This is a genomic window from Arthrobacter sp. AB6, from assembly GCF_031844545.1.
In the GTDB taxonomy this organism is placed as follows: domain Bacteria; phylum Actinomycetota; class Actinomycetes; order Actinomycetales; family Micrococcaceae; genus Arthrobacter.
The window spans coordinates 108,098-132,541 of sequence record NZ_JAUZVL010000003.1; the positions used below are offsets into that span (position 1 = coordinate 108,098).

Annotated in this window: 24 protein-coding genes and 1 pseudogene; 12 read left to right on the forward strand and 13 right to left on the reverse strand. The window is 64.6% G+C overall.

The window, feature by feature from the left end; all coding sequences use genetic code 11:
* Positions 1-141 precede the first annotated feature (141 nt).
* Positions 142-612 (forward strand): TM2 domain-containing protein, encoded by a 471-nt coding sequence (locus tag Q9R30_RS03190; protein WP_311216763.1) that lies wholly within the window; start codon positions 142-144, stop codon positions 610-612.
* 18 nt (positions 613-630) lie between these two features.
* Positions 631-1,002 (forward strand): PH domain-containing protein, encoded by a 372-nt coding sequence (locus tag Q9R30_RS03195; protein ID WP_104999181.1) that lies wholly within the window; start codon positions 631-633, stop codon positions 1,000-1,002.
* Between the two features lie 43 nt (positions 1,003-1,045).
* On the opposite strand, the gene Q9R30_RS03200 is transcribed toward Q9R30_RS03195, so the two are convergent.
* The 6 genes from Q9R30_RS03200 to Q9R30_RS03225 form a co-directional block, all read right to left on the reverse strand.
* Positions 1,046-2,404, reverse strand: coding sequence for a NosD domain-containing protein (locus tag Q9R30_RS03200; RefSeq protein WP_311216764.1), 1,359 nt, complete (start codon positions 2,402-2,404; stop codon positions 1,046-1,048).
* A 24-nt stretch (positions 2,405-2,428) separates the two neighbouring features.
* Complete coding sequence (locus tag Q9R30_RS03205) at positions 2,429-4,012, reverse strand: glycoside hydrolase family 32 protein (protein ID WP_311216765.1); 1,584 nt, start codon at positions 4,010-4,012, stop codon at positions 2,429-2,431.
* A 39-nt stretch (positions 4,013-4,051) separates the two neighbouring features.
* A complete protein-coding gene (locus Q9R30_RS03210) occupies positions 4,052-5,104 on the reverse strand; it encodes a LacI family DNA-binding transcriptional regulator (RefSeq protein ID WP_104999184.1) in 1,053 nt (350 codons plus the stop codon).
* 69 nt (positions 5,105-5,173) lie between these two features.
* Positions 5,174-6,124 (reverse strand): carbohydrate ABC transporter permease, encoded by a 951-nt coding sequence (locus Q9R30_RS03215; RefSeq protein WP_311216766.1) that lies wholly within the window; start codon positions 6,122-6,124, stop codon positions 5,174-5,176.
* A complete protein-coding gene (locus Q9R30_RS03220; RefSeq protein ID WP_311216767.1) occupies positions 6,124-7,011 on the reverse strand; it encodes a sugar ABC transporter permease in 888 nt (295 codons plus the stop codon). The genes Q9R30_RS03215 and Q9R30_RS03220 overlap by 1 nt, the downstream gene beginning before the upstream one ends.
* 80 nt (positions 7,012-7,091) lie before the next feature.
* Positions 7,092-8,372, reverse strand: a complete 1,281-nt coding sequence (locus Q9R30_RS03225) for a sugar ABC transporter substrate-binding protein (protein WP_311216768.1) — start codon at positions 8,370-8,372, stop codon at positions 7,092-7,094.
* A 402-nt stretch (positions 8,373-8,774) separates the two neighbouring features.
* Here Q9R30_RS03225 and Q9R30_RS03230 point away from each other — a divergent pair, with 402 nt between their 5' ends.
* Together Q9R30_RS03230 and katG are read left to right on the forward strand one after the other, a co-directional pair.
* Entirely contained in the window at positions 8,775-9,098 is a 324-nt protein-coding gene (locus Q9R30_RS03230; protein WP_311216769.1) for an antibiotic biosynthesis monooxygenase, read from the forward strand.
* A 164-nt stretch (positions 9,099-9,262) separates the two neighbouring features.
* Positions 9,263-11,557: a catalase/peroxidase HPI gene (gene katG / locus Q9R30_RS03235; RefSeq protein WP_311216770.1), complete on the forward strand. Its 2,295-nt coding sequence runs from the start codon at positions 9,263-9,265 to the stop codon at positions 11,555-11,557.
* Between the two features lie 72 nt (positions 11,558-11,629).
* Here katG and Q9R30_RS03240 read toward each other — a convergent pair whose 3' ends face one another.
* Genes Q9R30_RS03240 through hisD form a run of 3 tightly spaced genes read right to left on the reverse strand, consistent with a single transcriptional unit; the run spans position 11,630 to position 14,743 of the window.
* Positions 11,630-12,595, reverse strand: a complete 966-nt coding sequence (locus Q9R30_RS03240) for a 3-hydroxyacyl-CoA dehydrogenase family protein (RefSeq protein WP_311216771.1) — start codon at positions 12,593-12,595, stop codon at positions 11,630-11,632.
* Positions 12,596-12,640: 45 nt separating this feature from the next.
* Positions 12,641-13,387, reverse strand: a complete 747-nt coding sequence (locus Q9R30_RS03245; RefSeq protein WP_311216772.1) for a glucose 1-dehydrogenase — start codon at positions 13,385-13,387, stop codon at positions 12,641-12,643.
* A 9-nt stretch (positions 13,388-13,396) separates the two neighbouring features.
* Entirely contained in the window at positions 13,397-14,743 is a 1,347-nt protein-coding gene (gene hisD / locus Q9R30_RS03250; RefSeq protein WP_234005451.1) for a histidinol dehydrogenase, read from the reverse strand.
* A 205-nt stretch (positions 14,744-14,948) separates the two neighbouring features.
* Here hisD and Q9R30_RS03255 point away from each other — a divergent pair, with 205 nt between their 5' ends.
* The 3 genes from Q9R30_RS03255 to Q9R30_RS03265 all read left to right on the forward strand — a co-directional run bounded on the left by Q9R30_RS03255 (position 14,949) and on the right by Q9R30_RS03265 (position 18,766).
* The gene (locus tag Q9R30_RS03255; RefSeq protein ID WP_199775280.1) at positions 14,949-16,301 is read left to right on the forward strand and encodes an MFS transporter; all 1,353 of its coding nucleotides are present in this window, start codon (positions 14,949-14,951) and stop codon (positions 16,299-16,301) included.
* 145 nt (positions 16,302-16,446) lie between these two features.
* Positions 16,447-17,436 carry a LacI family DNA-binding transcriptional regulator gene (locus tag Q9R30_RS03260; protein ID WP_104999193.1) on the forward strand — a complete coding sequence of 330 codons (990 nt, stop codon included), beginning with the start codon at positions 16,447-16,449 and terminating at the stop codon, positions 17,434-17,436.
* A 154-nt stretch (positions 17,437-17,590) separates the two neighbouring features.
* On the forward strand, positions 17,591-18,766 hold the full coding sequence (locus Q9R30_RS03265) for a serine hydrolase domain-containing protein (RefSeq protein ID WP_311216773.1): 1,176 nt from the start codon (positions 17,591-17,593) through the stop codon (positions 18,764-18,766).
* Between the two features lie 88 nt (positions 18,767-18,854).
* On the opposite strand, the gene Q9R30_RS03270 is transcribed toward Q9R30_RS03265, so the two are convergent.
* Positions 18,855-19,514: a helix-turn-helix domain-containing protein gene (locus tag Q9R30_RS03270; RefSeq protein ID WP_311216774.1), complete on the reverse strand. Its 660-nt coding sequence runs from the start codon at positions 19,512-19,514 to the stop codon at positions 18,855-18,857.
* An 88-nt stretch (positions 19,515-19,602) separates the two neighbouring features.
* Between Q9R30_RS03270 and Q9R30_RS03275 the strand changes: the two genes are divergently transcribed.
* A complete protein-coding gene (locus tag Q9R30_RS03275) occupies positions 19,603-20,019 on the forward strand; it encodes a hypothetical protein (protein WP_311216775.1) in 417 nt (138 codons plus the stop codon).
* A gap of 80 nt (positions 20,020-20,099) precedes the next feature.
* A pseudogene (locus tag Q9R30_RS03280) lies at positions 20,100-20,324 on the forward strand (GNAT family N-acetyltransferase); the annotation flags it as partial.
* Between the two features lie 51 nt (positions 20,325-20,375).
* Here the strand turns inward: Q9R30_RS03280 and Q9R30_RS03285 are convergent.
* The gene (locus Q9R30_RS03285; protein ID WP_104999197.1) at positions 20,376-21,140 is read right to left on the reverse strand and encodes a hypothetical protein; all 765 of its coding nucleotides are present in this window, start codon (positions 21,138-21,140) and stop codon (positions 20,376-20,378) included.
* 191 nt (positions 21,141-21,331) lie between these two features.
* Between Q9R30_RS03285 and Q9R30_RS03290 the strand changes: the two genes are divergently transcribed.
* Positions 21,332-21,988, forward strand: coding sequence for a DNA alkylation repair protein (locus Q9R30_RS03290; RefSeq protein ID WP_396136689.1), 657 nt, complete (start codon positions 21,332-21,334; stop codon positions 21,986-21,988).
* Positions 21,989-21,990: 2 nt separating this feature from the next.
* On the opposite strand, the gene Q9R30_RS03295 is transcribed toward Q9R30_RS03290, so the two are convergent.
* Positions 21,991-22,341, reverse strand: coding sequence for a helix-turn-helix transcriptional regulator (locus tag Q9R30_RS03295; RefSeq protein ID WP_104999198.1), 351 nt, complete (start codon positions 22,339-22,341; stop codon positions 21,991-21,993).
* Positions 22,342-22,409: 68 nt separating this feature from the next.
* Positions 22,410-23,147 carry an MIP/aquaporin family protein gene (locus tag Q9R30_RS03300; RefSeq protein WP_311216777.1) on the reverse strand — a complete coding sequence of 246 codons (738 nt, stop codon included), beginning with the start codon at positions 23,145-23,147 and terminating at the stop codon, positions 22,410-22,412.
* Between the two features lie 46 nt (positions 23,148-23,193).
* Between Q9R30_RS03300 and Q9R30_RS03305 the strand changes: the two genes are divergently transcribed.
* Together Q9R30_RS03305 and Q9R30_RS03310 are read left to right on the forward strand one after the other, a co-directional pair.
* Positions 23,194-23,865, forward strand: a complete 672-nt coding sequence (locus tag Q9R30_RS03305; RefSeq protein WP_311216778.1) for a helix-turn-helix domain-containing protein — start codon at positions 23,194-23,196, stop codon at positions 23,863-23,865.
* 155 nt (positions 23,866-24,020) lie between these two features.
* Positions 24,021-24,443, forward strand: a complete 423-nt coding sequence (locus tag Q9R30_RS03310; protein WP_104999201.1) for an arsenate reductase ArsC — start codon at positions 24,021-24,023, stop codon at positions 24,441-24,443.
* Position 24,444 lies beyond the last annotated feature (1 nt).

Below are 24,444 nucleotides of genomic sequence, written 5' to 3' on the forward strand. Positions count from 1 at the left end.
AGGAAACACTGCGGTTTACAGAGAATTTTGCCCTGTAGTCCGTCACACTTATGAAGGCTATGGATTCTGGGGGATGCCGTCGTCGACTGCCGCCGCCCGGTCACCTGGGGCCGCATCATCATTCTCCGGAAGGCATCAACCATGACCCAGCAACACCCCGACGCGAACTCGGCCCCGCAGGAAAATTACGGCCCGCCTGTGCCCCCTCCTTACAACGGCGCCCAAGCTCCAACCCCGCCGCCCTTCCCCGGCCCGCAGTACTCTGCGCAGCCGCCCATGCCCCAGCCGCCCCAGTACTCAAGCCAACCGCCCATGCCGCAGCCGCCCCAGTACTCAAGCCAACCGCCCATGCCGCAGCCGGGTTACGGTTACCCGCAGTCCAAGTCGAAGATCGCGGCAGGCTTGTTGGGCATATTCCTGGGTGGCCTGGGTATCCACCGCTTTTACCTTGGATATACAAAGATCGGCATCATCCAGCTCGTGCTCGCGATCGTCTTGAGTGTGCTGGGCTTGGGATTCCTCGCCTTGTGGGGCCTTATTGAGGGCATCATGATCCTCGCGGGCGCCGCCTACTTCCAGCGGGACGCCCACGGCGTTCCGCTCCGCAACTAGGCCGAAGGAGACTGCACTTTGACTGAGATCATTCACGACAAGTATGAACAGCTCGAGCAAATCAGGGCCGGGCTCCTGCAGGGAGAAATCGTTTACGCCGTTTACGACTGCATCGGGGTCGGTACCGGCTTCGTGGGCATCACCAACATGCGCGTAATCCTCCAGGACAAGAGCTTCGTCGGAAACAAACTTGCCGTCGTGTCCGTGCCCTACAAGAACATCCGCTCCGTTTCCATGCTGTCCAACAAGTCGATGATGGGCAGGTTCGCGTCAACCTCCAGCATCGGAATCGACACCGGTGGCAGCATCAAGGAAGCGGACTTCCGCGGCGATGACAAAGCCAAGCACGCACATGACTTGATTCTCTGGAACATGCTGAACACGAAATAGCAGTCAGCACGTAGAAGGGCGATCGGATGCTCCGGCCGCCCTTCTACGGCGAGGGAACTGCCTGGTTACCGGCAGTAGGTGTGGCCCTCACAGCATTAGCAACCCTGTCTGCGATGACCTGGGCGTCACTTCCGGAATCAAGGATGGTGTTCCGGGCTGATGCGGGATCGACCATCACGGCCGTCACGGCGAGGCCGTCCGACGCCCCGGTTGCCAGCAGCGCGTCCACCTGCGCCGAGAAGCAGGAGTCGCTTGACTTGGCATGGACGTCCATCGCCACCACGTGGTTGTTGGAGACGAAGTTGCCCGCCCCCGCCTGCAGCCTGATGATGACGGGCGTGGCGCCTGCCGGCCGGATGCCCTGTGAGTCGATGACCTCGGAGAAGTGGTTGCCGATCACGGAGTTGTTGTTGCCGCTGACGCAGAGAAGTCCGGTGAGGTCGTCCAGTCCGTTGTCCACCCCCAGGAAGGGCGTCCAGGGCTCATGGTCCCGCAGGAAGTGGTTCGTGGCCACGAGGTTTTCCGAGCTGTTCCCCGCGAGGACCACCATCCCGGGGTAGAAGGAATGCAGCCGGTTGTTGGTGACGCTCGAACGCGTGACGCCGTCGAAATAGACACTGCTCGCACCGCGGGGGAAGACGTTGTTCGCGGTGACCAGGAGCCCACCGTGGTTCTGGGCATAGATGGAGTGGCCCTTGAAGCCTGCTCCGATCAGGTTGTCAGTAATCTTTGACGCCTGCCCCCACCCGCGCAGCCCGATGCAGCTTCCGCATTCAGCGATGAAGTTGCCGTGGATGGACAGCGCGTCCGCGTTGTGGATGGTGAGCGCGTTCTCGAGGTAGATGAAGCCCATGCCGGTGACGCGGAAGGAGTCATTGGCGCTCGCCACATAAATGCCGGTCTTGCCGTTGACGTAGGTGTTCTCCGCAGGCAGCCCCGAGCCGTCCGGGGTGAAGTGCAGCCCGTCGATGCAGAAGTTGGAGAACTCCACCGAGCTGATCCGCGGGCTCCCGCTCCGCTCAATGTAGAAAGCGGCGCCCTTGGATTCCTCCCCGTCGCCGGCGGGCGGAAGGTCAACGATAATCCGGCTCCCGCCGGGCCACAGCTCATGCAGGTCCGGCCATTCGTCCTCGGGAACGTTGAACCGGATGCTCGACGACGTAAACCCGTGTCCCGAGCCCTCGATTCGAAGGAAGCTGACGTCGATCACCACCTGCGTGCGAAGGTGGTAGTCCCCCGGCGGAATGTAGATCACCGCGCCTGGCTTTCCGCCGTTGTCCACATCCGTGGCGGCCTGCCGGTCCTTGATGTCAGCGATGATGCTGTTGATGACCTCGCCGACGTCCTTGGAAGGATTGCCTACGGGCCAGGTGGTCACGTCGTAGTAGTTGTTGCTTGGCATGGGTTCTTCCCTGTCGAGTTGCGGTTAGGCGAGTGTTGAGACGGCGAGCTTCAGCATTGTTGCCGGGCCCCCCTCGGCCGACAGCCAGTTCTCCTGGTGTCCGGCTTCCGGAAAGATAAGGTCAGCCAGGACCGCCTTCCCGCCTTGGGCGAATACCTCCACCGAACAATGGTCGACGACGATCTGCAGCTTGAGCACGCCGTCCTCCAGGTCAACGGGTGCTGACTCGATCGAAGCGAATTTCGCGTGGAAGGAGGTGTCGCCTGATTGCCGGCGGTCCAGGATGAGCCGTGCGCTGGTGGTGTCGTAGCTGAGAATGGCGCCCTTGCTCCCCTCACTGCTTCCGAAGAGCCGGAAAACAAGGCGCTCGGCGCTTCCGGGCCGTATCTGCGCCTCGATGACCTGGGCGCTGCCCGGTACCGCATCCGGCAACCGGAGGGGTGGACTTCCCAGTTCAAAGGGCGCCGCGTTCAGCTGGTCCCTGGCAACAGGCAGTTCCTTTCCAGCAGGGTGGCCGGCGAGGACCGGCTGCTGGATCAGGCGCGCAGAGCCGTTGACTGCTGTGAGGCGCACTTCCCGGGCGAGGGTCATCGAGGACCGCCAGGGGGCGGTGGGCAGATCATTGGCGTAGTCCCAGTTGCTCATCCAGCCGATGATGATGCGCCGTCCATCCGGGACGTTGCTGAACGAGACGGAGGCATAGCAGTCGCGCCCCCAGTCCAGCCACAGGCATTGCTGCAGGGCTGCAGCGGACGCGGCGGAGTCACCCAGGGCGCCGATCCCGGCAGGCGCCGCGACGGAAGTGGCGTCCGGGAGGAACCGGACGCCGTCGAAATGCCCTATGAAGTACTGGCCGCCGGATCCTCCCGCCACCGCACCGGGGTTGATGTTCACGATCAGTATCCATTTGATGTTGTCCGGGTCCCCGTCCACCGCCAGGGGAAAGAGATCGGGGCATTCCCATTCGCCCTGGTCGGCATTCATCGGGCCGAAGTCGCTGAGGAAGTCCCAGGTCTTGAGGTCGTCCGACCGGTAGAAGACCACCTTCTGGTGCTGCGCTTCGACGGCCACCATGACCCAGCAGCTGTCATGCCCGTCCTGGTAACGGAAGACTTTGGGGTCCCGAAAGTGCGCTGAGTTCCGCGCGAGGACAGGGTTGCCTCCGTATTTCCTCCAGGTCATGCCGGCGTCGGTGCTGTAGGCCAGGGACTGCGCCTGCGTGCCCCTGTGTTCGGACGCGGCCTTGTAGGCGCTGGTGTAAACGGCTACCAGGGCGGGTGCATCCGCCGTGCCGAAACCGGACGTGTTGCCGTGGTCCACTACGACGCTTCCCGAAAAGATGTCCTCTGCCTCATCGCAGGCGATGGCAACGGGGTGTTCGGTCCAGTGCAGCAAATCGCGGGACGTGGCGTGGCCCCAGGACATGTTGCCCCACACGTTGCCGTAGGGGTTGTTCTGGAAGAAGAGGTGGTAGAGGCCGTCATGGAAAACCAGGCCGTTGGGATCGTTCAGCCAGGTATCCCGTGCCGTGAAGTGGATGGCAGGCCGGAACCTGGAGGTTTCCGCCGGGACTGTTTCAGGGTATGCGGCATCAAGGAAGGTCGACATGTTCGTGCGGTCCTTTTGGAAAGTGGAAGGGGCTGGCTGCTACGGCCGGGGAGCCGCGATGGAGTCACGGCGCACCAGGGGGCAGCCCAGGATGGTCGGGTGAAGTGCCATGAGGGTGAGGTCGGTCTTCCCCTCCACGGCGTCAATCAGGTGTTCGGTGGCCCAGGCACCCATCTCGTAGTGGGGCAGGGCCACGGTGGTAAGTCCCGGGTGGAGGTTGGCGGCGATCAGTTCCTGGTCATCGAAGCCGACGACTGAAAGGTCACCGGGGATGCTGAGTCCCAGCTCCGCGGCAGCGCGGTAGGCTCCCATCGCCATCCGGTCGTTGTAGCAGAACAGTGCCGTAGGCATGTCGGCGCGGTCCCCTCGTGCCAGGATCCGCCGGGCCGCCTCGTAGCCGCCATGCACTTCCGAGACCTCGGACTCGACAGGTGCCGCGTCGCCGTCGAGCCCTGCTTCAGTCAGCATCGCCCGGAAGGCCTGGAGCCGCTGGCGGGTTGCGGGGACGTCATCGGTGTTGTTGATGAAGCCCACCCGGGTGTGGCCCGCTTCGAGGAGCGCGCCCACCGCGGCGCGTGCACCGCCGTCTTCATCCGGGATCACGGCGGTGATGTTTCCGCCGCGGGCCACCGAGTCCACCAGGACGGACGGCACGCTGCCAAGGTTGGCCGGCAGCTCCACGTTGCGGTGGTACATGGTGGCGTAGAGGATGCCGTCCACCCGGCGTTCCAAAAGGGCCTCGACGTCGGCCTGCCGGGATTCGAGGCTCGCCGAGCCGGAGGTGTTGATGATCATGAGCCCGTACCCCCGGGCCTTGGCGGCCTCGTCGGCGCCCAGGATGATCCGGCCGGCGTGGGGCGTCGTCGCGATGTCCTCGCTCACCAGCCCCAGCATGCCGGTCCGTTGCGTGCGCAGGGCCTGGGCCAGGCGGTTGGGTCCGTAGCCCAGTTGCTCGGCGGCCGTCTTCACCTTGTCCCTGGTTTCGGGGCTGATCCGGGCGTAGGAAACATCGTTGAGGACATGGGAGACAGTTGTCACGGACACCCCGGCGGCCACGGCCACATCCTTGATGCCGATGTTCTTGTTGCTCATCTGTTTCCCACGTCCTCATGGTTGGTGATGCCCCTGGGGGTTACCAGTAGGCTACTCGTTGATGGTGGCCTAGCCCTTGACGGCGCCCAGCGTCATGCCCGCCACGATCCTGCGCTGCAGCAGAAGCGTGAGGAGGATGACCGGGATGGAGTACACGGCGGCCAGCGCCGTCATGGATCCCCAGTCCAGGCCGAACTGGGTCTGGAAGTTCGCGATCACCACCGGCGTTGTCTGCGATCGGATGGCGGTCATCAGGAGCGCGAAGAGGAACTCGTTCCAGGAGGCCAGGAAGGCGAAGATCGCGGTGACGGCGATGCCGCCGGAGACCACCGGCATCACCACCCGCCAGAGGGCGCCGAGCCTGCTGCACCCGTCCACGGTGGCCGCTTCCTCCAGGTCTTTCGGCACCGCTTCGAAGAAGCTGGACATCAGCCAGATGGAGAGCGGCAGCGAAATGGTGGTGTGGGCGATGGACAGGGCAATTGGCGTATCCGACAGCCCCATGGTTGCCATCATTGAGGCCAGCGGAATGCCGATCGCCACCGGCGGGACCATGCGCGTCACCAGGGCGGCCATGATGAAGATCCGGCCGCTGAGGGTCTTGTACCGGGTGATGCCATAGGCGGCCGGAACCGCCAGGACCAGCGAAAGCAGGGTGCTGATCACGGCCGTCTGGATGCTGTTGATGAAGGAGGCCAGGACTCCGTTCCGGCCCAGCGCGTTGGCGTAGTTCTCCAGCGTCCACTCCCGGGGCAGGATGGTGGGCGGCACCGCAATGGTGTCGATCGGGGTCTTGAAGGACGTGAACAGCAGGTACAGGAACGGGAATCCGTACAGCACCATGGCGGTGGCGAGCAGGACCCACAGCAGCGTGCGGGTGCTGCGCCGTCCGGCCTCCAGCCCTTCCCGGTTGACGCCGCGGCGCCTCCGCGGAGGGACGACGGCGGGCGGTTCGGACGGTGCCGCGGCCGCCTTGGCCGGGCCCCCGCCGTCGTGCTTAATGCGTTCGGCGACGCGCATCAGGTGTCCTTTCCTGGCCGCCAGATGGTGGCCACCGCGAAGAACGCGACGGCGAGCATCGCCAGCAGGTAGATGGTGCCCATGGCGCTGGCCAGCCCGGGATCGCCGAAGCGGATCATGGTGCGGTAGATCAGCAGGCTCATGGTTTCCGAAGCGGACTGGGGCCCGCCGTTGGTTTGGATGAGGATGGTGTCGAAGGCCCGGGCCGCGTCAATGCCGCGGACAACCAGGGCGACGGCGATGACCGGCCTCAGCAAGGGCAGGATGATGCGGAACAGCATGGCCGGTGCGCGGGCACCGTCCAGGCGTGCCGCTTCGATCAGGTCCCCGGGGATGTTCTGCAGCCCGGCGAACAGCACCAGGCACATGAACGAGGTGGTGAGCCAGATGTCCGGGATGGCCACCGAGTAGAGCACGATGCCCGGATCGGACAGCCAGCCGATCTGGTTGGGGTTTTGCAGGATGCCTGCCTGGTGCAGGAGCGTTCCGATGAGGCCGAAGTTGTCGATCATCAGGAACTTCCAGAGCAGGCCTGCCACAATTGGGGCGATCATGAGCGGGTACATGAACACCGTCCGCCAGATCTGGGAACTGCGGCCCAGCATGGTGAACAGCAGGGCCATGCCCAGGCCCAGGGCGAACTCAAGCGTGACCACCACCAGGGTGTAGGCCAGGGTCCGCCAGCCCGCGCCCGTGAAAGCCTCGGAGGCGAAGGCGCGGAAGTAGTTGTCCAGGCCCACGAAGTCGCGGGGGCCGCCGGCAATTGGAGAGATCTTGAAGAAGCTGTCCGCCACCAGGCGGAACAGCGGGAAGGCCACGAATACTGCGAGGAACAGCGCCGCTGGCGCCATCAGGAACATTGCGAAGCGGCGATCGGAGATGCGCACGGTTTTCTCTTCCGCTGGTTGGGGCCGCGGCCGGCACCGTACTTGCTGTGCCTCTTCGGCAGATGCCGGCCGCGGAGGTCTTACTTGAGGAGGTCCTCGATCTGCTTCTTGGCGTCGGCGAGGAGGGTGGTGGAATCACCGCCGGCCACGGCCTTCTGCAGCATGGGGACAAGGACAGTGTCGACGATCTGCTGCCACTTCTCGGTTGCCGGGCGGGTGGCCGTGGCCTCGCCGTTGAGGGTTTCGATCAGCGGTCCGAAGCTCTCGTAGCCTTCCTTGTCCTGGTACTTCTCGAAGGCGGAGATGCGCGAGGCCAGGCCGAGGCTGGATTCGATGCCCATGCTGTTGTGGTCGTAGGCGCACTTGATAAACTTCTTGGCCGCATCAGCGTTCTTGGTGGCCTTCGGGACAGTGAGGTACCACGGGCCGGGGACGCCACCGATGCCGGCTGATCCGGCGATCATGGGAGCGGCTCCCACCTTGCCTGCCACCGGGGAGTCCTTGGGAATCTGGCGGTAGGCGTGGGCCCAGAAACGGGTCATGGCGGTTTTGCCCTGGTTGAACAGGTTCTGCGCCGCTGCCCAGTCCACCTGTGCTGCGCCGGAGGGGGCGGACTTGGCGAGGCCAACGTAGAAGTCCAGTGCTTCCTTGTGCGCGGCGTTGTCGATGACCACCTTGTTGTTTTCGTCCAGGATCATCGGCCCGCCGGCCTGCAGGACGTGGGCCAGCCATTCGGTTTCGACGCCGCCCTTGACGTCGGTACCGTACATGCCGTCCTTGGTGAAGAACTCGGAGATGTCCTGGTACTGCTTCCAGGTGGTGGGGGCGGTGAGTTCATAGCCGTACTTGGCCTGGAAGTCGGCCTTGTTCTTGGCGTCCTCGAACAGGTCTTTGCGGTAGAGGATGATCTCCGCGTTGGTCCAGGCGGGCAGGCCGATGAAGTGCCCGTCCACGTTGGCTTCCTTGACGAGGGAGGGGAAGATGTCCTTCTTGGCCTCGTCGGTAAAGATCTCGTCGATGGGCTGGACTGCGTCCTTGAAGCTCGGAAGCCAGACGGAGTCCAGCGCCGCCACGTCGAAGGAGACGTTGCCGGAGGAGAATTCGCTGGAGAGCCGGTTGAACATGCCGTCATAGGGCAGTTCGACGAAGTTGACGTCCACGCCGGCATCTTTCTTGCACTGTTCGGCAACGCCGGACAGTTCGGCGTGGCCGCCGGCTTCGACGAGGACGTTGACGGTGTTGGTGCCGGCGCTTCCCGACGTTGCGGACGGGCCCCCTGCGCCGCAGGCCGAGGCGGCCAATGCAGCGGCGGTGCAGATGCCGCCGATGGCGAGCCTGCTGATGAATTTACGAGTGGACATCGCTGTCGACTCACTTTCTCTCGAACGGAAATGGCGAGACAGTACTTGGGGTGAAAAATCGTTTTGCTAAAACGACTTGGCACCAAGGTATTGGCATCGCCGCGAAAGTGTCAAGCATCACTTTTGAGCCATGGCCGCTTATTGACGGTCCGCAATAGGAACCCCTAGGGTGAATTGCACCTACGTGACAAATCGTTTTGTCATTTTGGCAGATCCCACTCATTCATCCAAAGGAGTTTCCGGCGCCATCAATCTCGGCAATGACGCAGGTTCCGCTCACGCACATGTCCTGCTGATCGAACTGGGCGCAGCACATTAGCCGAAAACCGGCCCCACCCCAGAGGCCCGGCTGTCCCGCACGTGGAATTAACTCCGGCTCGTGAAGTTTGCAAGACTTGCCGGGTGATTACTGAACACGCCCTGCTGCCTGTTGTTCCCGGCCAGGAAGAGGCATTCGAGGTGGCGTTCGCCCGCGCCCGGCCCATCATCGCCTCCATGCCCGGGTTCCTTTCCTTGTCCCTCTCGCAGTCGGTCGAGTCCCCCAGCACGTACCTTCTGCTCGTGGAGTGGGACACGCTGGAGGACCACACCGTTGGTTTCCGGGGATCCCCTGACTACCAGCGGTGGCGCGCCCTCCTGCACCGGTTCTATGAGCCGTTTCCTGTGGTTGAGCACTACAGCGTGGTCAGTTCCGTCCCCTGCCAGGGCCGCTCCCCGGCCGTGTGAGCCGATCTCGGTTGTATGGGTTGCTGCCCACCGGGCAAGGCGCATTCCTGCTGCAGGGAGCAGGCCTTTGCCCCTCCTCTTACGGCTGTCCCCGTGGTCAAATGGGAAGGTTGAACCGGCCGCCCGAGTCCGCTCCACGGCCTCGGCCACATGGAAGGAAACAGATGACCGATCGTCCGGAACACCCCCCGATTCCCACTCCCGGAAGCGCCCAAGGCCTGGACCAAAAGGTCGAAGGCGGCTGCCCGGTGGACCATGGCAGCGTGACCTCGCACGGCAGCGAGAGCGAAAACCCGGCGATCGACTCGCCGCAGCCCAAGGGTCACCGGCCGCGCACGGTCGCTGACTGGTGGCCCAACCAGCTGGACCTCTCCGTCCTCCACGCCCACCATCCCAAGGGCAACCCGCTCGGCCCGGACTTCAGCTACCGGGAAGAGTTCCAGAAGCTCGACGTCGAGGCCCTCAAGCAGGACATCACCCAGGTCCTCACCACGTCCCAGGACTGGTGGCCCGCTGACTTCGGCCACTACGGCGGCCTGATGATCCGGTTGAGCTGGCACGCCGCCGGCACCTACCGTGTCCACGACGGCCGCGGCGGCGCGGGCGATGGCAGCCAGCGGTTCGCGCCACTCAACAGCTGGCCGGACAACGCCAACCTGGACAAGGCCCGGCGCCTCCTGTGGCCCGTCAAGCAAAAGTACGGCCGGAAGCTTTCCTGGGCGGACCTGCTGGTCCTCGCCGGCAACGTGGCCCTCGAGTCCATGGGCTTCAAGACTTTCGGCTTCGCCTTCGGCCGTGAAGACGTGTGGGAGCCCGAGGAGATTTTCTGGGGCCCGGAGGACACGTGGCTCGGCGACGAACGCTACATCGGCGAAGGCCAGATGGCGGAGGACGTCGGCTCCACGGAGATGGGCCTGATCTACGTCAACCCGGAGGGGCCCATGGGCAACCCGGATCCCGAACTCGCGGCAGCATTCATCCGCGAGACCTTCAAGCGGATGGCGATGAACGACGAGGAGACGTTCGCGCTGATCGCGGGCGGCCACACGTTCGGCAAGACCCACGGAGCCGGTGACGCCGACGCGCACGTCGGGCCCGAACCGGAGGGCGCCAACCTTGAGGCGCAGGGACTGGGCTGGCTCAGCACCTATGGCAGCGGCAAGGGCGGCGACACGATCACCTCCGGCCTCGAGGTCACCTGGACGGACCGGCCCACCCAGTGGAGCAGCCGTTTCCTCGAGATCCTCTTTGAGTACGAGTGGGAGCTGGTCAAGAGCCCCGCCGGCGCCCACCAGTGGGTGGCCAAGGATGCCCCGGAGATCATCCCCGACGCCCACGATCCCGGGAAAAAGCACCGGCCCACCATGCTGACCACGGACCTGTCGCTGCGCTTTGACCCCGTCTATGGGGAAATCGGGCGCCGCTTCCTGGAGAACCCGGACGAATTCCAGCTCGCGTTCGCCAAGGCCTGGTACAAGCTGCTGCACCGCGACATGGGCCCGGTCGGCCCGCACATGCTGGGCCCCTGGGTCCCGGAAGCCCAGCTCTGGCAGGACCCCGTTCCCGCCGTCGACCACGAGCTGATCGGCCAGGAGGACATCGCCTCCCTGAAGGCCCGGCTCCTGGACTCGGGCTTGTCCGTCTCGCAGCTGGCCACCACGGCCTGGGCCGCGGCCTCCACCTTCCGCAAGACGGACAAGCGCGGTGGCGCCAACGGGGCCCGGATCCGCCTGGAGCCCCAGCGCGGCTGGGAGGTCAACGAACCTGAGCAGCTTTCGACGGCGGTGCAGGCCATTGAGCGCGTGCAGCAGCAGTTCAATTCCGCCCAGTCCAACGGCAAGAAGGTTTCGCTGGCGGACCTGATCGTCCTCGGCGGCTGCGCGGCGGTGGAGAAGGCGGCAAATGACGCCGGTTTCGGCGTCACCGTGCCGTTCCGGCCCGGACGCACCGATGCCGCCCAGGAACAGACCGACGTCGAGTCCTTCCAGTACCTGCAGCCGCGGGCTGACGGGTTCCGCAACTACGTGCGCCCCGGCGAGAAGCTCCAGCCGGAGACGCTCCTGCTGGACAAGGCGTACCTGCTGGATCTTTCAGCGCCGGAAATGACGGCGCTGGTCGGCGGTATGCGTGCCCTGGGCACCAACGTGGGCGGTTCCGCCCACGGCGTCCTGACGGACAGTCCCGGGGTACTGACGAACGATTTCTTCGTCAACCTGCTCTCCCCCGGCACCAAGTGGAAGGCCTCGGAGACGGAGGAGAATGTCTATGAGATCACCGACGTCGCCACCGGCGAGCTGAAGTGGACCGCCACACCGGTGGACCTGGTGTTCGGCTCCAACTCCCAGCTCAGGGCGATGGCCGAGGTTTACGCGAGCGACGACGCCAGGGAGAAGTTCGTCGACGACTTCGTGGCGGCGTGGGTGAAGGTCATGGAGCTGGACCGCTTCGACCTGACGTAACCGCTGTGTAGTGACGTGTCAGGCCCGGCTCCAGTTGCAGCCGGGCCTGACGATCCGCCGCAGCGGATTCGCCTACAGTCCCGGCGCCTGGCCAAGCTCCGCACGCAGCTGCGAAAGCCGGGCATAGGCGTTGTCCCGGTAGGCGAGGAGGGCAGCCTGGTTGGCAGGGTCGATGTCGAGGAAACCGCGCCCGCTCTTTAGACCGATGTTTCCTTCATTGACCGTGGTGACGAGGGCCTCCGGGACGGTGAACCGCTCGCCGTAGGCCTTTTCAAGGGTGCGATACGCGGATTCATACACGTCCAGCCCTGCCATGTCGCCGATGGCGAAGGGGCCGAACAAGGCCAGGCGGAATCCGAACGTGCTGCTCACTACCGCGTCGATTTGTTCCGGCGTTGCGACGCCTTCCTCAACGATCCGGGCTGCTTCCTTGTACAGGGCGAATTGAAGCCTGTTCGCCACGAACCCCGGCGTGTCTGCCACCCGGGCCGGCGTCTTGCCCAGGCTGCGGATGAGCTCCTCGGAGCGGTCGAGGACGGCCGGGTCAGTCTCTTCCCCGGGGATGAGTTCGACGCCGGGGATGAACGGGGCCGGATTCATCCAATGGACGCCCAGGAACCGCTCCGGGCCGGTCAGTGACGCGGCCAGTTCACTGATGGGGATGGCCGAGGTGTTCGTTCCGATGATCGCGTGGGGCGGCGCAGCGGCCGAGACCCTGCGGAGGATCGCGGCTTTCAGGTCGGGTTTTTCCGGGACTGCTTCGGCGATGTAGTCCGCAGCCGCTACTGCATCCTCGATGCTCGCGGCCGCGACGAGGTTCCCCTCAATTGTCTTTGAGGCCCCCTCAGGCACGAGGCCGCGGGCCTCAAAGTCCCGGGCCTGCTGCACAAGCCGGACTCGGGCGCGTTCCGCTGTTTCGCCGTCGACATCACCCAGCATGACTTTGTAGCCGTGCATTGCCAGCACCTGGGCTATCCCCCCGCCCATGTAACCGGACCCGACGACGGCGGTGGTTGAGATGGTGTCTTTGATGGTCATGAAAGTGCTCCTCAAGGATGGTGGCGGAACTCAGAACCGCGGCGGTCAGCGGATGGTGTAGCCGCCGTCGATGGCCAGGGTGTGCCCGGTGATCAGCGAAGCGGCGTCGCTCAGCAGAAACGCCACTGCTCCGGCGATGTCCTCCGGCTCCCCGAAGCGGCCGATGGGGATCCGGGACAACAGCTCGGCGGCCCAGTCGGGGCGGCTGAGGGTTGATGCGGTCAGTTCCGTGCGCACGAAGGTGGGTGCGACGGCGTTGACGCGGATTCCGGCCTGGGCCCATTCCAGGGCCAGGATCTTGGTGAGGTGGATCAGGCCGGCCTTGCTTGTGCCGTAGGCGGCGCGTTCCTCGATTCCTACGATTCCCGCCTGCGAGGCCACGTTGACGATTGCCCCGCGCGTTCCGTCTTCAATCCAGTGCCGTGCCAGTGCCGTGGTCAGGAAGAAGCTGCCCTTGAGATTGGTGTCAAAGACGGTGTCCCAGTCTTCCGTCGTCAGTTCGAGCGCGGGTTTGGGTACGTTGACGCCGGCATTGTTAACGAGCAGGTCGATGCCGCCGCTTTCCTGCACCAGGTCGTCGGCGAATTGGCGTATTTGGGTGGATTCCGTGATGTCAACGGGAAAGGCGGGCGTCCCGTAGCGTTCACTGATGAGGCGTGCGCTTTCGGCGTCACGGCTGGTTCCGTAGACAGTCGCGCCGGACTCGGCAAGGCCATCGGCGATGGCCTTGCCGAGTCCGCGGGCTGCTCCGGTGACCAGTGCTTTCTTGCCGTCTAGGCGGAAGTCGGGCACCGGCTCTTCCTAGTTGTCGAAGTTGTGGTCCGACCAGGGCAGGGTGGTGCCGCGGTACTTCGCCGCACGGACATCGCCGGACCGTGCATGCCCTTCGAACCGTTCCACGCGGGAGGCGCGTCCGCAGAGTTCGCCGAAGAAGGCGCTTGATTCGGTGTTGGTGACTTCCTGGTAGGTGACGGTCCGCAGGTATTTGCCCACCCAAAGGCCGCCCGTGTAGCGTGCGGCGCCGCGGGTTGGCAGCACATGGTTGGTGCCGATGACCTTGTCCCCGTAGGAGACGCAGGTTCCTTCGCCCAGGAACAGCGCACCATAGTCGTGCATCTTCTCCAGTGCTTCGCGGGGGTTCTCGGTGAGGATCTGCACGTGCTCGTAGGCGTACTCGTCCGCCAGGACGTAGGCGTCGTCGAGGGTTTCAACAACGTGGACCGCACCCCAGTCGCGCCACGCCGCACCTGCGTAGTCCCGGGTCGGCATGTCCACGAGGATCGTATCGATGTGCTCGATGACCTTCCGGCCCAGCTCTTCGCTGGTGGTGATCAGGACTGCGGGTGAATCAGGACCGTGTTCAGCCTGGGAGAGAAGGTCGACGGCGACGATGAACGGATCTGCGTGCTCGTCGGCAACAATCAGGACTTCGGTGGGCCCGGCGAAGAGGTCGATGCCGACTTCACCGAAGAGCTGGCGCTTGGCTTCCGCGACGAAGGCGTTGCCGGGTCCGGCCAGCATGTTGACCGGCTTGATGGTTTCGGTGCCGATGGCCAGCGCCGCTACGGCCTGGATGCCGCCGAGGAGGTAGATCTCGTCGGCGCCGGCCAGGTACATGGCGGCGACCGTGGCGTCGGGGACCTCCCCCTGGATCAGCGGGGTGCAGGCGGCCACGCGTTCGACGCCGGCAACCTTGGCAGTAACGATGGTCATGTGCGCGCTGGCCAGAAGCGGGTACTTTCCGCCGGGAATGTAGGCGCCGGCAGCCTGGACGGGAACGTTCTTCTGGCCGAGGAATACACCCGGAAGGGTTTCAATCTCGAAATCGCTCAGTGACTCAAGCTGTTTCTGCGCCATGACCCGGACCTGCTCCTGGACAAACTTGATGTCCTCAATGGTCTGCTCGGGAACGCGGGCGAGGATCTCCTCCAACTGCTCCTTGGTGAGCAGGAATGACTCGGGGGCGTATTTATCGAACTTCTCGGAATACTCCCGCACTGCCGCGTCGCCGCGTTCACGGATGTCCGCGATGACGCCTTCCACGGTGGCGCGCACCTCCGGCGTGCTGCCCCGGTTCACGCTGTTCCGGGCCGGCTCCTTCAACATCACGGAATTCACGGCCGAGCTGGTTGCTGTTGTAACGGTCATGAGCAATACCTTCCATCTTCATCGATGGGCGACCTATGGAGCGCCCCGGACCAGGCCAGCGGGCCTGCTTGTGGATCGAGTGTATACGTATACATTTTTCCCTGCAAGACGTTGATTCTCACAAATGTTTACGTATACACTCCTTGTCACGAGGTAGCTGATGTGGCTGCCGTCACTGTCCGGTCGAAGACAAAGGAGTCTCATAGTGAGCACCCCCACGACAACCGCAGCGCCACCCGCCATTGATCCGAAGATGCGCCGCAAGGCACTGGTTTCATCAGTCCTCGGCAGTTGTATCGAGTGGTACGACTTTTACGTTTACGGCGTCGCGGCTGCCATCATCCTGAACAGCCAGTTCTTCCCGAACGCGAGCCCCTTTGTGGGCATCCTGCTCTCCTTCAGCACCTACGCCATCGGCTTCGCAGCCCGCCCCATCGGCGGCTTCGTCTTCGCCCACTACGGCGACCGCCTGGGCCGGAAAAAGATGCTCATGATGACGCTTGGCCTCATGGGCGGCGGCACCTTCCTCATCGGCTGCCTGCCCAACTTCGCCACCATCGGCATCGCGGCACCGATCCTTCTGGTGCTGCTGCGCATTGTCCAAGGCATCGGCGTCGGAGGCGAATGGGGCGGAGCGGCGCTCATGGCCACCGAGTTCGCCCCGGCGAAGCGTCGAGGCTTCTTTGGCTCCTGGCCGCAGATCGGCGTGCCGGCAGGGACCCTGCTGGCCAACGGAGCCTTCTACGTGATGGGCTACCTGATCTCACCGGAGGCCTTTGCGTCCTGGGGATGGCGCATCCCGTTCCTCGTATCAATCCTGTTGGTGGTGCTTTCCTTCTACATCCGCAGCAAGGTGGACGAATCCCCCGCCTTCGAGGAAATCAAGCGCAAGGGTGAAATCGAGAAGATGCCGGTGGTCAAGGTCATCAAGACCCGGCCCGTGACCATCCTCAAGGTCATCATGATGCGATTTGCCGAAAACGCGAACTACTACATCTACACCACCTTCCTGCTCGCCTACGGTCCTGCTGTACTGCTGGAAAAGAACACCATCCTGCTGGCAACCATGATCATGGCCGGCCTGGGCGTCTTTTCCATCCCGTTCTGGGGCTGGGTGTCAGACCGCTGGGGCCGCCGCTACACGGTCATCGCCGGCGCCGCAACGATGCTCGTGATGGCATTCCCCTTCTTCTGGGCAGTCCAGACCGGTGACTTCTTCATGGTCCTGCTCGTCCTGATCCTGACCTGCAACGTGGGACGCGACCTCTGCTACTCCGTGGAACCGGCCTATTTCACCGAGCTCTTCGAACCCAAGCTCCGCTACTCCGGTGCATCAGTCGGCCCGCAGGTGGCTGCCGTCTTCGCCGGAGGGTTCGCTCCCCTGATTGCCACGGCACTCATCGGCCCCGAGTTCGACCGCTACTGGCTGGTCGCCCTCTACATGGTGGTCACATCGATCATCACTATCGTTGGCGCCCTCTGGTCACCTGAAACCGCGCCCCAGGTGCGGCTCCGGAAGGGGCTCAGCGCAGAGCACGATCCCACAACAACCCGCTAGCCCAACCGGTTCCGCCGGCACCCTCCGGCAGACGGCATAGAGCCGGATGCCGGAGGGTGGCGGCAGCCGTGATTGGCTAGTCTGAAAGCCGGCACAACACTGGTACCCGCACAAGGGCCGCCAAGAAGGAAAGGGGACGCAGCCGATGGTGACGAGCCGCGACGTCGCAGAACTGGCCGGGGTCTCGCAGGCGACCGTATCCCGGGTCATGTCCTCGTCCCCGAAGCTGTCGGCTGCGACCAAAGCCCGGGTGCAGGCAGCCATGGAAACCCTGGGCTACGTTCCCCATGCCGGGGCCCAGGCCATGAAAACCAGGCGCACCAATGCGATCGGTGTCGTTGTTGCAGACCTGAACAACCCCTTCTACTCGGAGGCTCTCGACGAACTCACCCGCGAACTCGATACTTCCGGTTTCAGGGTGGTCATCTGGAACGCCGGCGGCGGCAGCCACCAGGATGCACTGAAGGCCATCAGGGAACATGCTGTGGACGGCGTCATCTTCACAACCGCCACTGAAGACTCAATCGAACTGCAGGCAGCCATTGAAAAAAACAGCCCCATCGTCCTGATCAACCGGGTGGTGGAAGGGCTTGACTGCGACCAGGTCACGAGCAGCAATGCCGACGGCGGCGCAGCAGTCGCCGACTATCTTCTGACCCACGACAAAACGCGCGTGGCCTTCATCAGCGGCCCCGAGGACGCAAGCACCACCCGTGACCGCGGCCGGGGCTTCCTGAGCAGGATGGCTGACCAGGGACACCCGGTGCCCGAACACCTCCGCTTCAACGGGCAGTTTTCCCACGACATCGCGGCGCAAATCATGAACAGGCTGCTCTCACGGTCAGACCGTCCACAGGCCGTATTCTGCGCCAACGACCTCATGGCTTTCGGTGCCCTGGACGCCCTCCACGCCCAGCAGATTACGCCGGAAAGCTGCTGGGTCATCGGATACGACGACGTGGACATGGCAGCCTGGGATTCCTTCAGCCTCACCACCGTCCGCCAGCCAAGCCGTGAAATGGCCCGCATAGGAGCCCGAATGCTGGTGGAACGGATCATCACCCCCGGCCAGCCAACTCGCCAGGTTATTTTCCCGTGCGAGCTGATAGTCCGCGGAAGCGCTCGACAGCGCTGACCCGTCGACCTAAAGTCCCCACCCTCGGCCTCGACCGCGCGGGGCACGGTACCTAGACTTAAAGCGCTGGGACTTCTGCGCCGGGGAGCCCTTGACCGGGGGCGGCGCGGTTGCGGTCCGTCTCTCCACCTTTGGCATCTCACCAGGCGGCGTCATGCGAGCGTCCTCGAGGTCGTTTCTCGGTGCACTGTCCGCCGTGGTGCTCACGCTCGCGGCATGCACCTACTCAGAACCGGATCCAGCCCCTGCCTCCTTTGGCACCGCTCCCCCGCCCACCAGGTCCATTGACAACGCCATGCGCGCCTTTGTGGACCAGGGCTCCGTGGCCGTGGTGGCGGAAGTCCGCTGGCCGGGAGGGACTTGGTCCCGTGCCTACGGTGTCCGGAACCTGGAGTCCAAAGTGGCCGCGACGCCGGCGGACCAGGTTTTCGTCGCAAGTATCACCAAGTCCATGACCGCCGTCTCCGTCATGAAGCTGGTGGAAGACGGCCTGATCGGCCTGGACGATCCCGTCAACGGAATACTGGACAGCTTCACCACGGTCCTGAAACCGCCTGGCCCCATCACTGTCCGCCAACTGCTGGGCCACACCTCGGGCATGCGCTCCTTTGAAGAGGTCACCGAGAGAACGGCCGACGACGTCCGGCGGGTTATCGAGGAGGACATCAGTCCCCAGCGGGGACTTGAGCTGACAGGGCAGCTGCCGTGGGACGCCCGGGACGTAGGCTTTTTCCGCTATTCCAACTCCAACTACCTGGCGCTTGGGCAGCTCGTGGAGAAGCTGCGGGGACGGCCGTTCGCGGAGGTGCTGGGCCAGGACGTCATTGACCGGCTGAAACTGGAGCGGACCACCCTTGACCCGGCGGCCGCGGCCGGCCCCGACGTGATCCGCGGCTACATCACCTACCGCGGCGAACGCCTGGACGTGACGGAAGCGCCCGGAGCACTTGGCTCACCTGCCTCCGGAGCCATATCCACGATGTCCGATATCAATGACTTCTACGGCGCCCTGTTCCGCGGAGAGCTCCTGGCCAAGGAATCCGTGCAGGAGATGACCCGCGCCGAGGCCATCCCGCTGTACGGCCTGGGGCTGCGGAGGTGGAGCCAGGACTGCGACGGCACCCACCGCTTCGGCGGAACGGGCGGGTACTGGACCTACCGCACGGCCTCCGTTGCCAGCACCGACGGCAAGTACCAGGCCACCATGACCCTGGTCCCGCCGCCGATGCCCACTGCCCTCGAAGATCCCAAAACTGACGACAAGTTGAACCTCTGGGATGACCAGATGGTGTCCGCCCTGCAGGAGACCCTCGACCGGCTCTGCCCTTAGAGCGGCTGCTGCCGTTGCACCCCGGCGGCACCCAAGGAACGCCTGCGGCACGGACCGGCCTCCCGCCGTCGGACGTTCTCCAGGCTCCTCATGGAGTGATCCTGGCGCAGCACTGCCCTGGGCTGTTGTTGGCCGCCACCCGTTCTTCCGGCTCCCCGCTGCCGGCGGCCGCGCCGCTGAGGAAGGCCCCGTTCATGGCGCAGACGACGGCGGGGTGTCCCTCCGAGAGCCGGTGGAAGGGGCAGTTGGGCAGCGTGAACCCGCCACTGCCATCGGCGCGGGGACGGTAGCCGTAAGCGACGAGGAAGTCCTCCAGGCTCCGGCTGTCCGCGGCCAGCGCCTTCCCCCTGGCATAGGAGGTGGCGAGGAGAACGTCACGCACCGGTTGGTTGCTTGCCGCAGCCTCGTCGATAGCGGCTGCCATCAGCTCTCCGGCGAGGTCGTAGTTCCTGTCCGGCACCGAAACGCCCACTTCGCGGGCAGCGGCCCGGTACACCTTCGAGGGGCGCCCGGACCCCGGACCGGACTTTCCCGCCGGCTTGTGGAACTCCACGGCAAGCAGCCCGTCGGCCACGAGCCTGTCCAGGTGGAATGACACGGTACTTCGGGGAAGATCCGCGGCTTCAGCAGCCTCGTCCCGGCTCATCGCCGCAGGAGCAGCGAGCACCAGCTCGTACAACTGCCGCCGCTTTTCGTCCCCGAGGGAGGACAGCGCCACCACTCTGCGTGCCCACGAAAGCCTGGTCATGCCCGCACCTCTTTCTAAAAAGATTCCCCTTGTTTAAATCTACGGCACTTTCTAAAATCAAGATACCTACTTTTAGAAGGAGTCCATCATGACAACAAGAGCAGCCCACACGCCGGCGCAGGCTCGGGACCGCCATTCGGAACACCAGGCCTTCCTGTTGCTCCGCACCGTCTTCACGGTTGCACCTATCGTTTTTGGGCTGGACAAGTTCACCAACCTGCTGGTCGACTGGACGATCTACCTCGCCCCCGTGGCCACGTCCATCGTCCCCCTGCCCGCCCAGACCATCATGTATATGGTGGGCGTCATCGAGGTGATCGCCGGCATTGCCGTGGCTGTGCGGCCCCGGTTCGGTTCACTGCTCGTGGCCGCCTGGCTTCTCGGCATCATCGTCAACCTCCTGGTCCTCGGCGGCTTTTACGATGTGGCGTTGCGGGACTTCGGGCTCCTCGTCGGCGCCCTGGCCCTGAACCGGCTCTCCCCGGGGACAGGCATCTTCAGGTGAGCTGAAATGGACTGGCGGGGTGGGCGCTGGGCCCACTGGTGCATGCCCGGCGTCCTGCCTGCCCTTTCGAATAAGACCTTGTGGGATCGTTGAGAGCGACCACGTTCCCTGGCTCACTGGCCATCAGGCACGAGCTGAACGACTTCCTCTTCAACGAGGGCGGGCACATTGGCTACAGCGTCAGGCCCTCCGCGCGGCGCCGCGGCCATGCAGCAAGGGCGCTGGCCGACGCCCTGCCGCGAGCCCGGGAACCTGGAATCCAGCGGGTCCTCCTCAGCTGCGATGAGGACAACGCAGGCTCAAGGGCCGTAGCAAGCACTCAAGAGTCGAGCAAACCCGGGTTCAGTCGACCCTGCCTACCCCGCCGGCCGCAGCGACGTGATCATCCGCTTGATGTCCCGGTACTCCTGGGTCCCCGCGTACAGCTTCGCCTTCTCCAGGTACGGCAGCGACGCGTCGCCGGGCGTCCGGTTGAGCTCCGGATTGTAGAACGCCCCGAACGTGGCGGCATTGGGCGGCCAGGTGAAGAAGTGGAACATGTAGCAGGCTGAATCACCTTCGGGGTGCGGTGCGGACGTGATGCCGTAGGCCGCTGCCGGGGTATCCGGCGGGCCTGCAGCGGTGTCGTTGCCGCGGGTTTCGAAGGTATACCGCGGAACGGTGCCGTACTGCCCCAGCTGCGGCATCTCCTGCGATTCCAGGACCGAGTAGGGGTACTTTTCGGTGCACGTGGAGCCGGTGGCCATGTTGGTGCGCAGCGTCGCCAGCAGCCGGCCGTCCTCGCTTGTCACCTCAGCGAATGCCCCGCCACCCTCGGCCAGTTCCCCCGCCGGATCCTTGATGTGCCATGTGGAGGGCAGGTCGAAGGCCAGGTCGCCGGCCGCAGTGGTGTACGTGGTCCAGGAAGCCGACGGCGGCGGGGTAGCGGAGGGGCTGGCGGACGCACTCGCCGAGGCTGCCGCCGTCGTCATTTCCGTGGACGTTGGCGTGGCGCTTGCGGTGGCGGAGGCGGCCGACGACGTCCCCTGCGGCGGTCCGGCCGGCCCGCCGCAGGCGGTGAGCAGGGAGAGTGAAAGAAGTACTGCGGGTGATACCGCGCCGGGCCACGCTGACCGCCGCATCTCTGCCTCCTTGGAAGCGTTTTGGGGTCCTCCCATTGTGCCGCCGTACCGCAGCGCAGGACCTTTTAGTCAACCGATTGGAGCCAAACCGTTTCCCTCATAACAAAACGGTTAGGCTGGATTTCGCACGCGAGGGACAGGAGGCTGCGGTGGCTGAGGCAACGTCGACCGGGGCGGGTGTGGCTGAGCTGATGGCCGAGCTGGCGGAGCTTGAGGATCCAAGGGCACGCGAAGTGAACGAGAGGCACGGCGATGACCACGGCGTAAACCTCGGCAAATTGCGTGCCATCGCCAAGCGGCTGAAAACCCAGCAGGAACTTGCCCATGAGCTCTGGGACACCGGCGACACCGCAGGCAGGCTGCTGGCCCTCCTGGTCTGCCGGCCCAAGGCGTTCGCGCGGGACGAGCTGGACGCGATGCTGCGGGAGGCCAGCGCACCAAAGGTGCAGGACTGGCTGGTGAACTACGTGGTGAAGAAGAGTCCGCACGCCGAAGAGCTGCGCGTGGCCTGGCTGGAAGATCCGGATCCGGTGGTGGCAAGTGCCGGCTGGGCCTTGACGAGCGAACGCGTGGTGAAGGTACCCCGGGGCCTCGACCTTGCAGGACTGCTGGACGTCATCGAAGCGGAAATGAAAGACGCCCCGGACCGGCTGCAGTGGGCCATGAACACATGCCTGGCCCAGATCGGAATTGAGCACCCCGGGCACAGGGCCCGGGCACTGGAGACCGGCGAGCGCCTGCAGGTGCTCAAGGACTACCCCACCTCCCCCGGCTGCACCTCACCGTTCGCGCCCGCGTGGATCAACGAGATGGTCCGGCGGAAGGACGGCAAGGACGGTCAGGGCTGAGGCTACAGGTTTGCCAGGATGTTGGCGGCGTCGTCCAGGGCGCCGGGGGCCAGGGAGAAGTAGGCCCAAGTGCCGCGCTTTTCGCGGTGCAGCAGCCCGGCTTCGACCAGCACTTTCAGGTGGTGGGACACCGTGGGCTGGCCAAGGTCCAGAGGCTCCGTCAGGTCACACACGCAGGTCGATCCGGAGGGTGAGGCCTTGATGATGGAGAGCAGCCGGAGACGGTTTGGATCAGACAGGGCCTTGAAGACCAGCGCCTGCTGCTTCGCTTCCTTGGCGCCCAGCGTGGAGCCTCCTGCAGGCGGGCAGCAGGCTTCATCAGTGGCCGGCTGAAGGACGGGCAGCACATTCACCTACCTATTATGCGCCAAAATTGACATGCATCAATATAGTGGCGCCCTTTGTTGGGCCGGGAAGCCGCCTAGGAGCTGGCTTTGGCCTCGTGCGGAAGTACGACGTCATCGGCGGCGCTGGCCGCGGAGGGGAAGAGGACGAGCAGGAGCCCCAGGCCCACTACAGCGCCGACGATCTGGGCGATGACAAACGCGGGCACGGAGGCCGGTGCGATGCCGGCGAACGTGTCGCTGAAGATACGGCCAACCGTGACAGCGGGATTCGCGAACGACGTCGATGACGTGAACCAGTACGCGGCCCCGATGTAGGCGCCCACCGCCGGCGCGGCAAGGACGCCCCGCTTTGTAGCCGCAAGGGCGAAAATGAGCAGGATCAGGCCCGCCGTTGCGACCACTTCGCCGAGCAGGTGGCCGCCCGAGGCGCGGTCCTTGCCCGAGATGGAGGTGCCCACCTCAAACATGGCGTTCGCCACGGCGCTGCCACCTATCGCACCGATCGCCTGCGAGGCCACATAGACGCCGACGTCGGGCAGGGTCAGTCCGGCGCCGCTGCGCCGCCCCAGAATCCAGTCAACGAGCGAGACTACGGGATTGAAATGCGCCCCGCTGACAGGCCCGAACACGAGGATCAGGACGGTCAAGCCAAGAACAGTGGCGGTGCTGTTCTGCAGCAGCTGCAGGCCCACGTCGTTGGGCGAGAGCTGCTGCGCCATGATGCCCGAGCCCACGACGATCATCACGAGCAGGCTGGTGCCAAGGAATTCGGCGACGGCGCGACGCCACAACGGCGGCTGGTTCGTAGTCATGTCACCAAGCTTGACTCAAGAAAGTTACTCAGTCAAAGTTGACTCAATGAGAACTGACCCAGCGTCCGCTTTCCAGGCGCGCGTAGCCAAGCACGCAGCCCTGGCCGACCCTGCGCGGCTGCGCATCGTCGACCTGCTGACCCTCGGCGACTTCTCCCCCACGGAACTCCAGGCTGAACTGGGCATGCCATCCAACCTGCTGTCGCACCACGTGCGGGCCCTGGAAAGCGCCGGCCTGGTAACCCGGCACCGCTCCGAAGCGGACAAACGTCGCAGCTATATCCGCCTCACCGCAGGGGCGCTGGAAGGCCTCGCGCCCGGCGTCGAACATGACGCCACTCGGCTCCTGTTTGTCTGCACGCGGAACAGCGCCCGCTCCCAGATGGCCGCCGCCCTCTGGCGCCAGGTCAGTGATATCCCGCCCACCTCGGCCGGGACGCATCCGGCGGACCGCATCGCCCAGGGCGCTATTGATGTCGCCCGCCGCCATGGGGTGGAGCTGCCCGAGGTTCCGCCGCGGAAACTGGAAGGGATCTCCGGCGGCGATTTCGTGATCACCGTCTGCGACAACGCCCACGAGGAACTCGCCAACCTCGGCGGGATCCACTGGTCCGTCCCGGATCCGCTCCGACTCAACACCCCGGAAGCCTTTGAGGTTGCCTTCAATGACATTTCGCACCGCATCCACGGCCTCGCTCCCCGGCTTTATGCCGCCTGACACGGCCCATTCCAAGACCGCGCCACACTAAATATTGACAACCATCAATCAATCGTCGGATACTCCATACATCGATCAGCATCAATATGTTCAGGATGTAGGGCGTGACGACTTCAACCAGACCGAAACACCCAACTGATTCCAGGAGAACACCAGTGAGCACCGAAACCGCCAAGAAGCCGTCCGTCCTGTTCGTCTGCGTCCACAACGCCGGCCGCTCCCAGATGGCCGCAGCCTTCCTCACCAGCCTTTCCAAGGGCGCCATCGAGGTCCGCTCCGCCGGGTCCCAGCCCGCAGACAAAATCAACCCGTCCGCCGTGGAGGCCATGGCTGAGGTGGGCATCGACATGTCCGCCGAGGTCCCCAAGGTCCTCACCACGGAGGCCGTAAAGGAATCCGACGTCGTCATCACCATGGGCTGCGGCGACGAATGCCCCTACTTCCCCGGCAAGCGTTACGAGGACTGGGTCCTCGAGGACCCCGCCGGCAAGGGCGTCGAATCCGTCCGCCCCATCCGCGACCAGATCAAAACCCGCATCGAGGGCCTGATCGAATCCCTCATCCCGGCCGCCAAATAAC

What these genes read in the sequence shown, in the direction of transcription:
- Q9R30_RS03190 (WP_311216763.1), top strand. Translation starts at nt 142, where the DNA reads ATGACCCAGCAACACCCCGACGCGAACTCGGCCCCGCAGGAAAATTAC.
- Q9R30_RS03200 (WP_311216764.1), bottom strand. Translation starts at nt 2,404, where the DNA reads ATGCCAAGCAACAACTACTACGACGTGACCACCTGGCCCGTAGGCAAT.
- Q9R30_RS03205 (WP_311216765.1), bottom strand. Translation starts at nt 4,012, where the DNA reads ATGTCGACCTTCCTTGATGCCGCATACCCTGAAACAGTCCCGGCGGAA.
- Q9R30_RS03210 (WP_104999184.1), bottom strand. Translation starts at nt 5,104, where the DNA reads ATGAGCAACAAGAACATCGGCATCAAGGATGTGGCCGTGGCCGCCGGG.
- Q9R30_RS03215 (WP_311216766.1), bottom strand. Translation starts at nt 6,124, where the DNA reads ATGCGCGTCGCCGAACGCATTAAGCACGACGGCGGGGGCCCGGCCAAG.
- Q9R30_RS03225 (WP_311216768.1), bottom strand. Translation starts at nt 8,372, where the DNA reads ATGTCCACTCGTAAATTCATCAGCAGGCTCGCCATCGGCGGCATCTGC.
- katG (WP_311216770.1), top strand. Translation starts at nt 9,263, where the DNA reads ATGACCGATCGTCCGGAACACCCCCCGATTCCCACTCCCGGAAGCGCC.
- Q9R30_RS03240 (WP_311216771.1), bottom strand. Translation starts at nt 12,595, where the DNA reads ATGACCATCAAAGACACCATCTCAACCACCGCCGTCGTCGGGTCCGGT.
- hisD (WP_234005451.1), bottom strand. Translation starts at nt 14,743, where the DNA reads ATGACCGTTACAACAGCAACCAGCTCGGCCGTGAATTCCGTGATGTTG.
- Q9R30_RS03260 (WP_104999193.1), top strand. Translation starts at nt 16,447, where the DNA reads ATGGTGACGAGCCGCGACGTCGCAGAACTGGCCGGGGTCTCGCAGGCG.
- Q9R30_RS03265 (WP_311216773.1), top strand. Translation starts at nt 17,591, where the DNA reads ATGCGAGCGTCCTCGAGGTCGTTTCTCGGTGCACTGTCCGCCGTGGTG.
- Q9R30_RS03270 (WP_311216774.1), bottom strand. Translation starts at nt 19,514, where the DNA reads ATGACCAGGCTTTCGTGGGCACGCAGAGTGGTGGCGCTGTCCTCCCTC.
- Q9R30_RS03275 (WP_311216775.1), top strand. Translation starts at nt 19,603, where the DNA reads ATGACAACAAGAGCAGCCCACACGCCGGCGCAGGCTCGGGACCGCCAT.
- Q9R30_RS03285 (WP_104999197.1), bottom strand. Translation starts at nt 21,140, where the DNA reads ATGCGGCGGTCAGCGTGGCCCGGCGCGGTATCACCCGCAGTACTTCTT.
- Q9R30_RS03290 (WP_396136689.1), top strand. Translation starts at nt 21,332, where the DNA reads ATGGCCGAGCTGGCGGAGCTTGAGGATCCAAGGGCACGCGAAGTGAAC.
- Q9R30_RS03300 (WP_311216777.1), bottom strand. Translation starts at nt 23,147, where the DNA reads ATGACTACGAACCAGCCGCCGTTGTGGCGTCGCGCCGTCGCCGAATTC.
- Q9R30_RS03305 (WP_311216778.1), top strand. Translation starts at nt 23,194, where the DNA reads ATGAGAACTGACCCAGCGTCCGCTTTCCAGGCGCGCGTAGCCAAGCAC.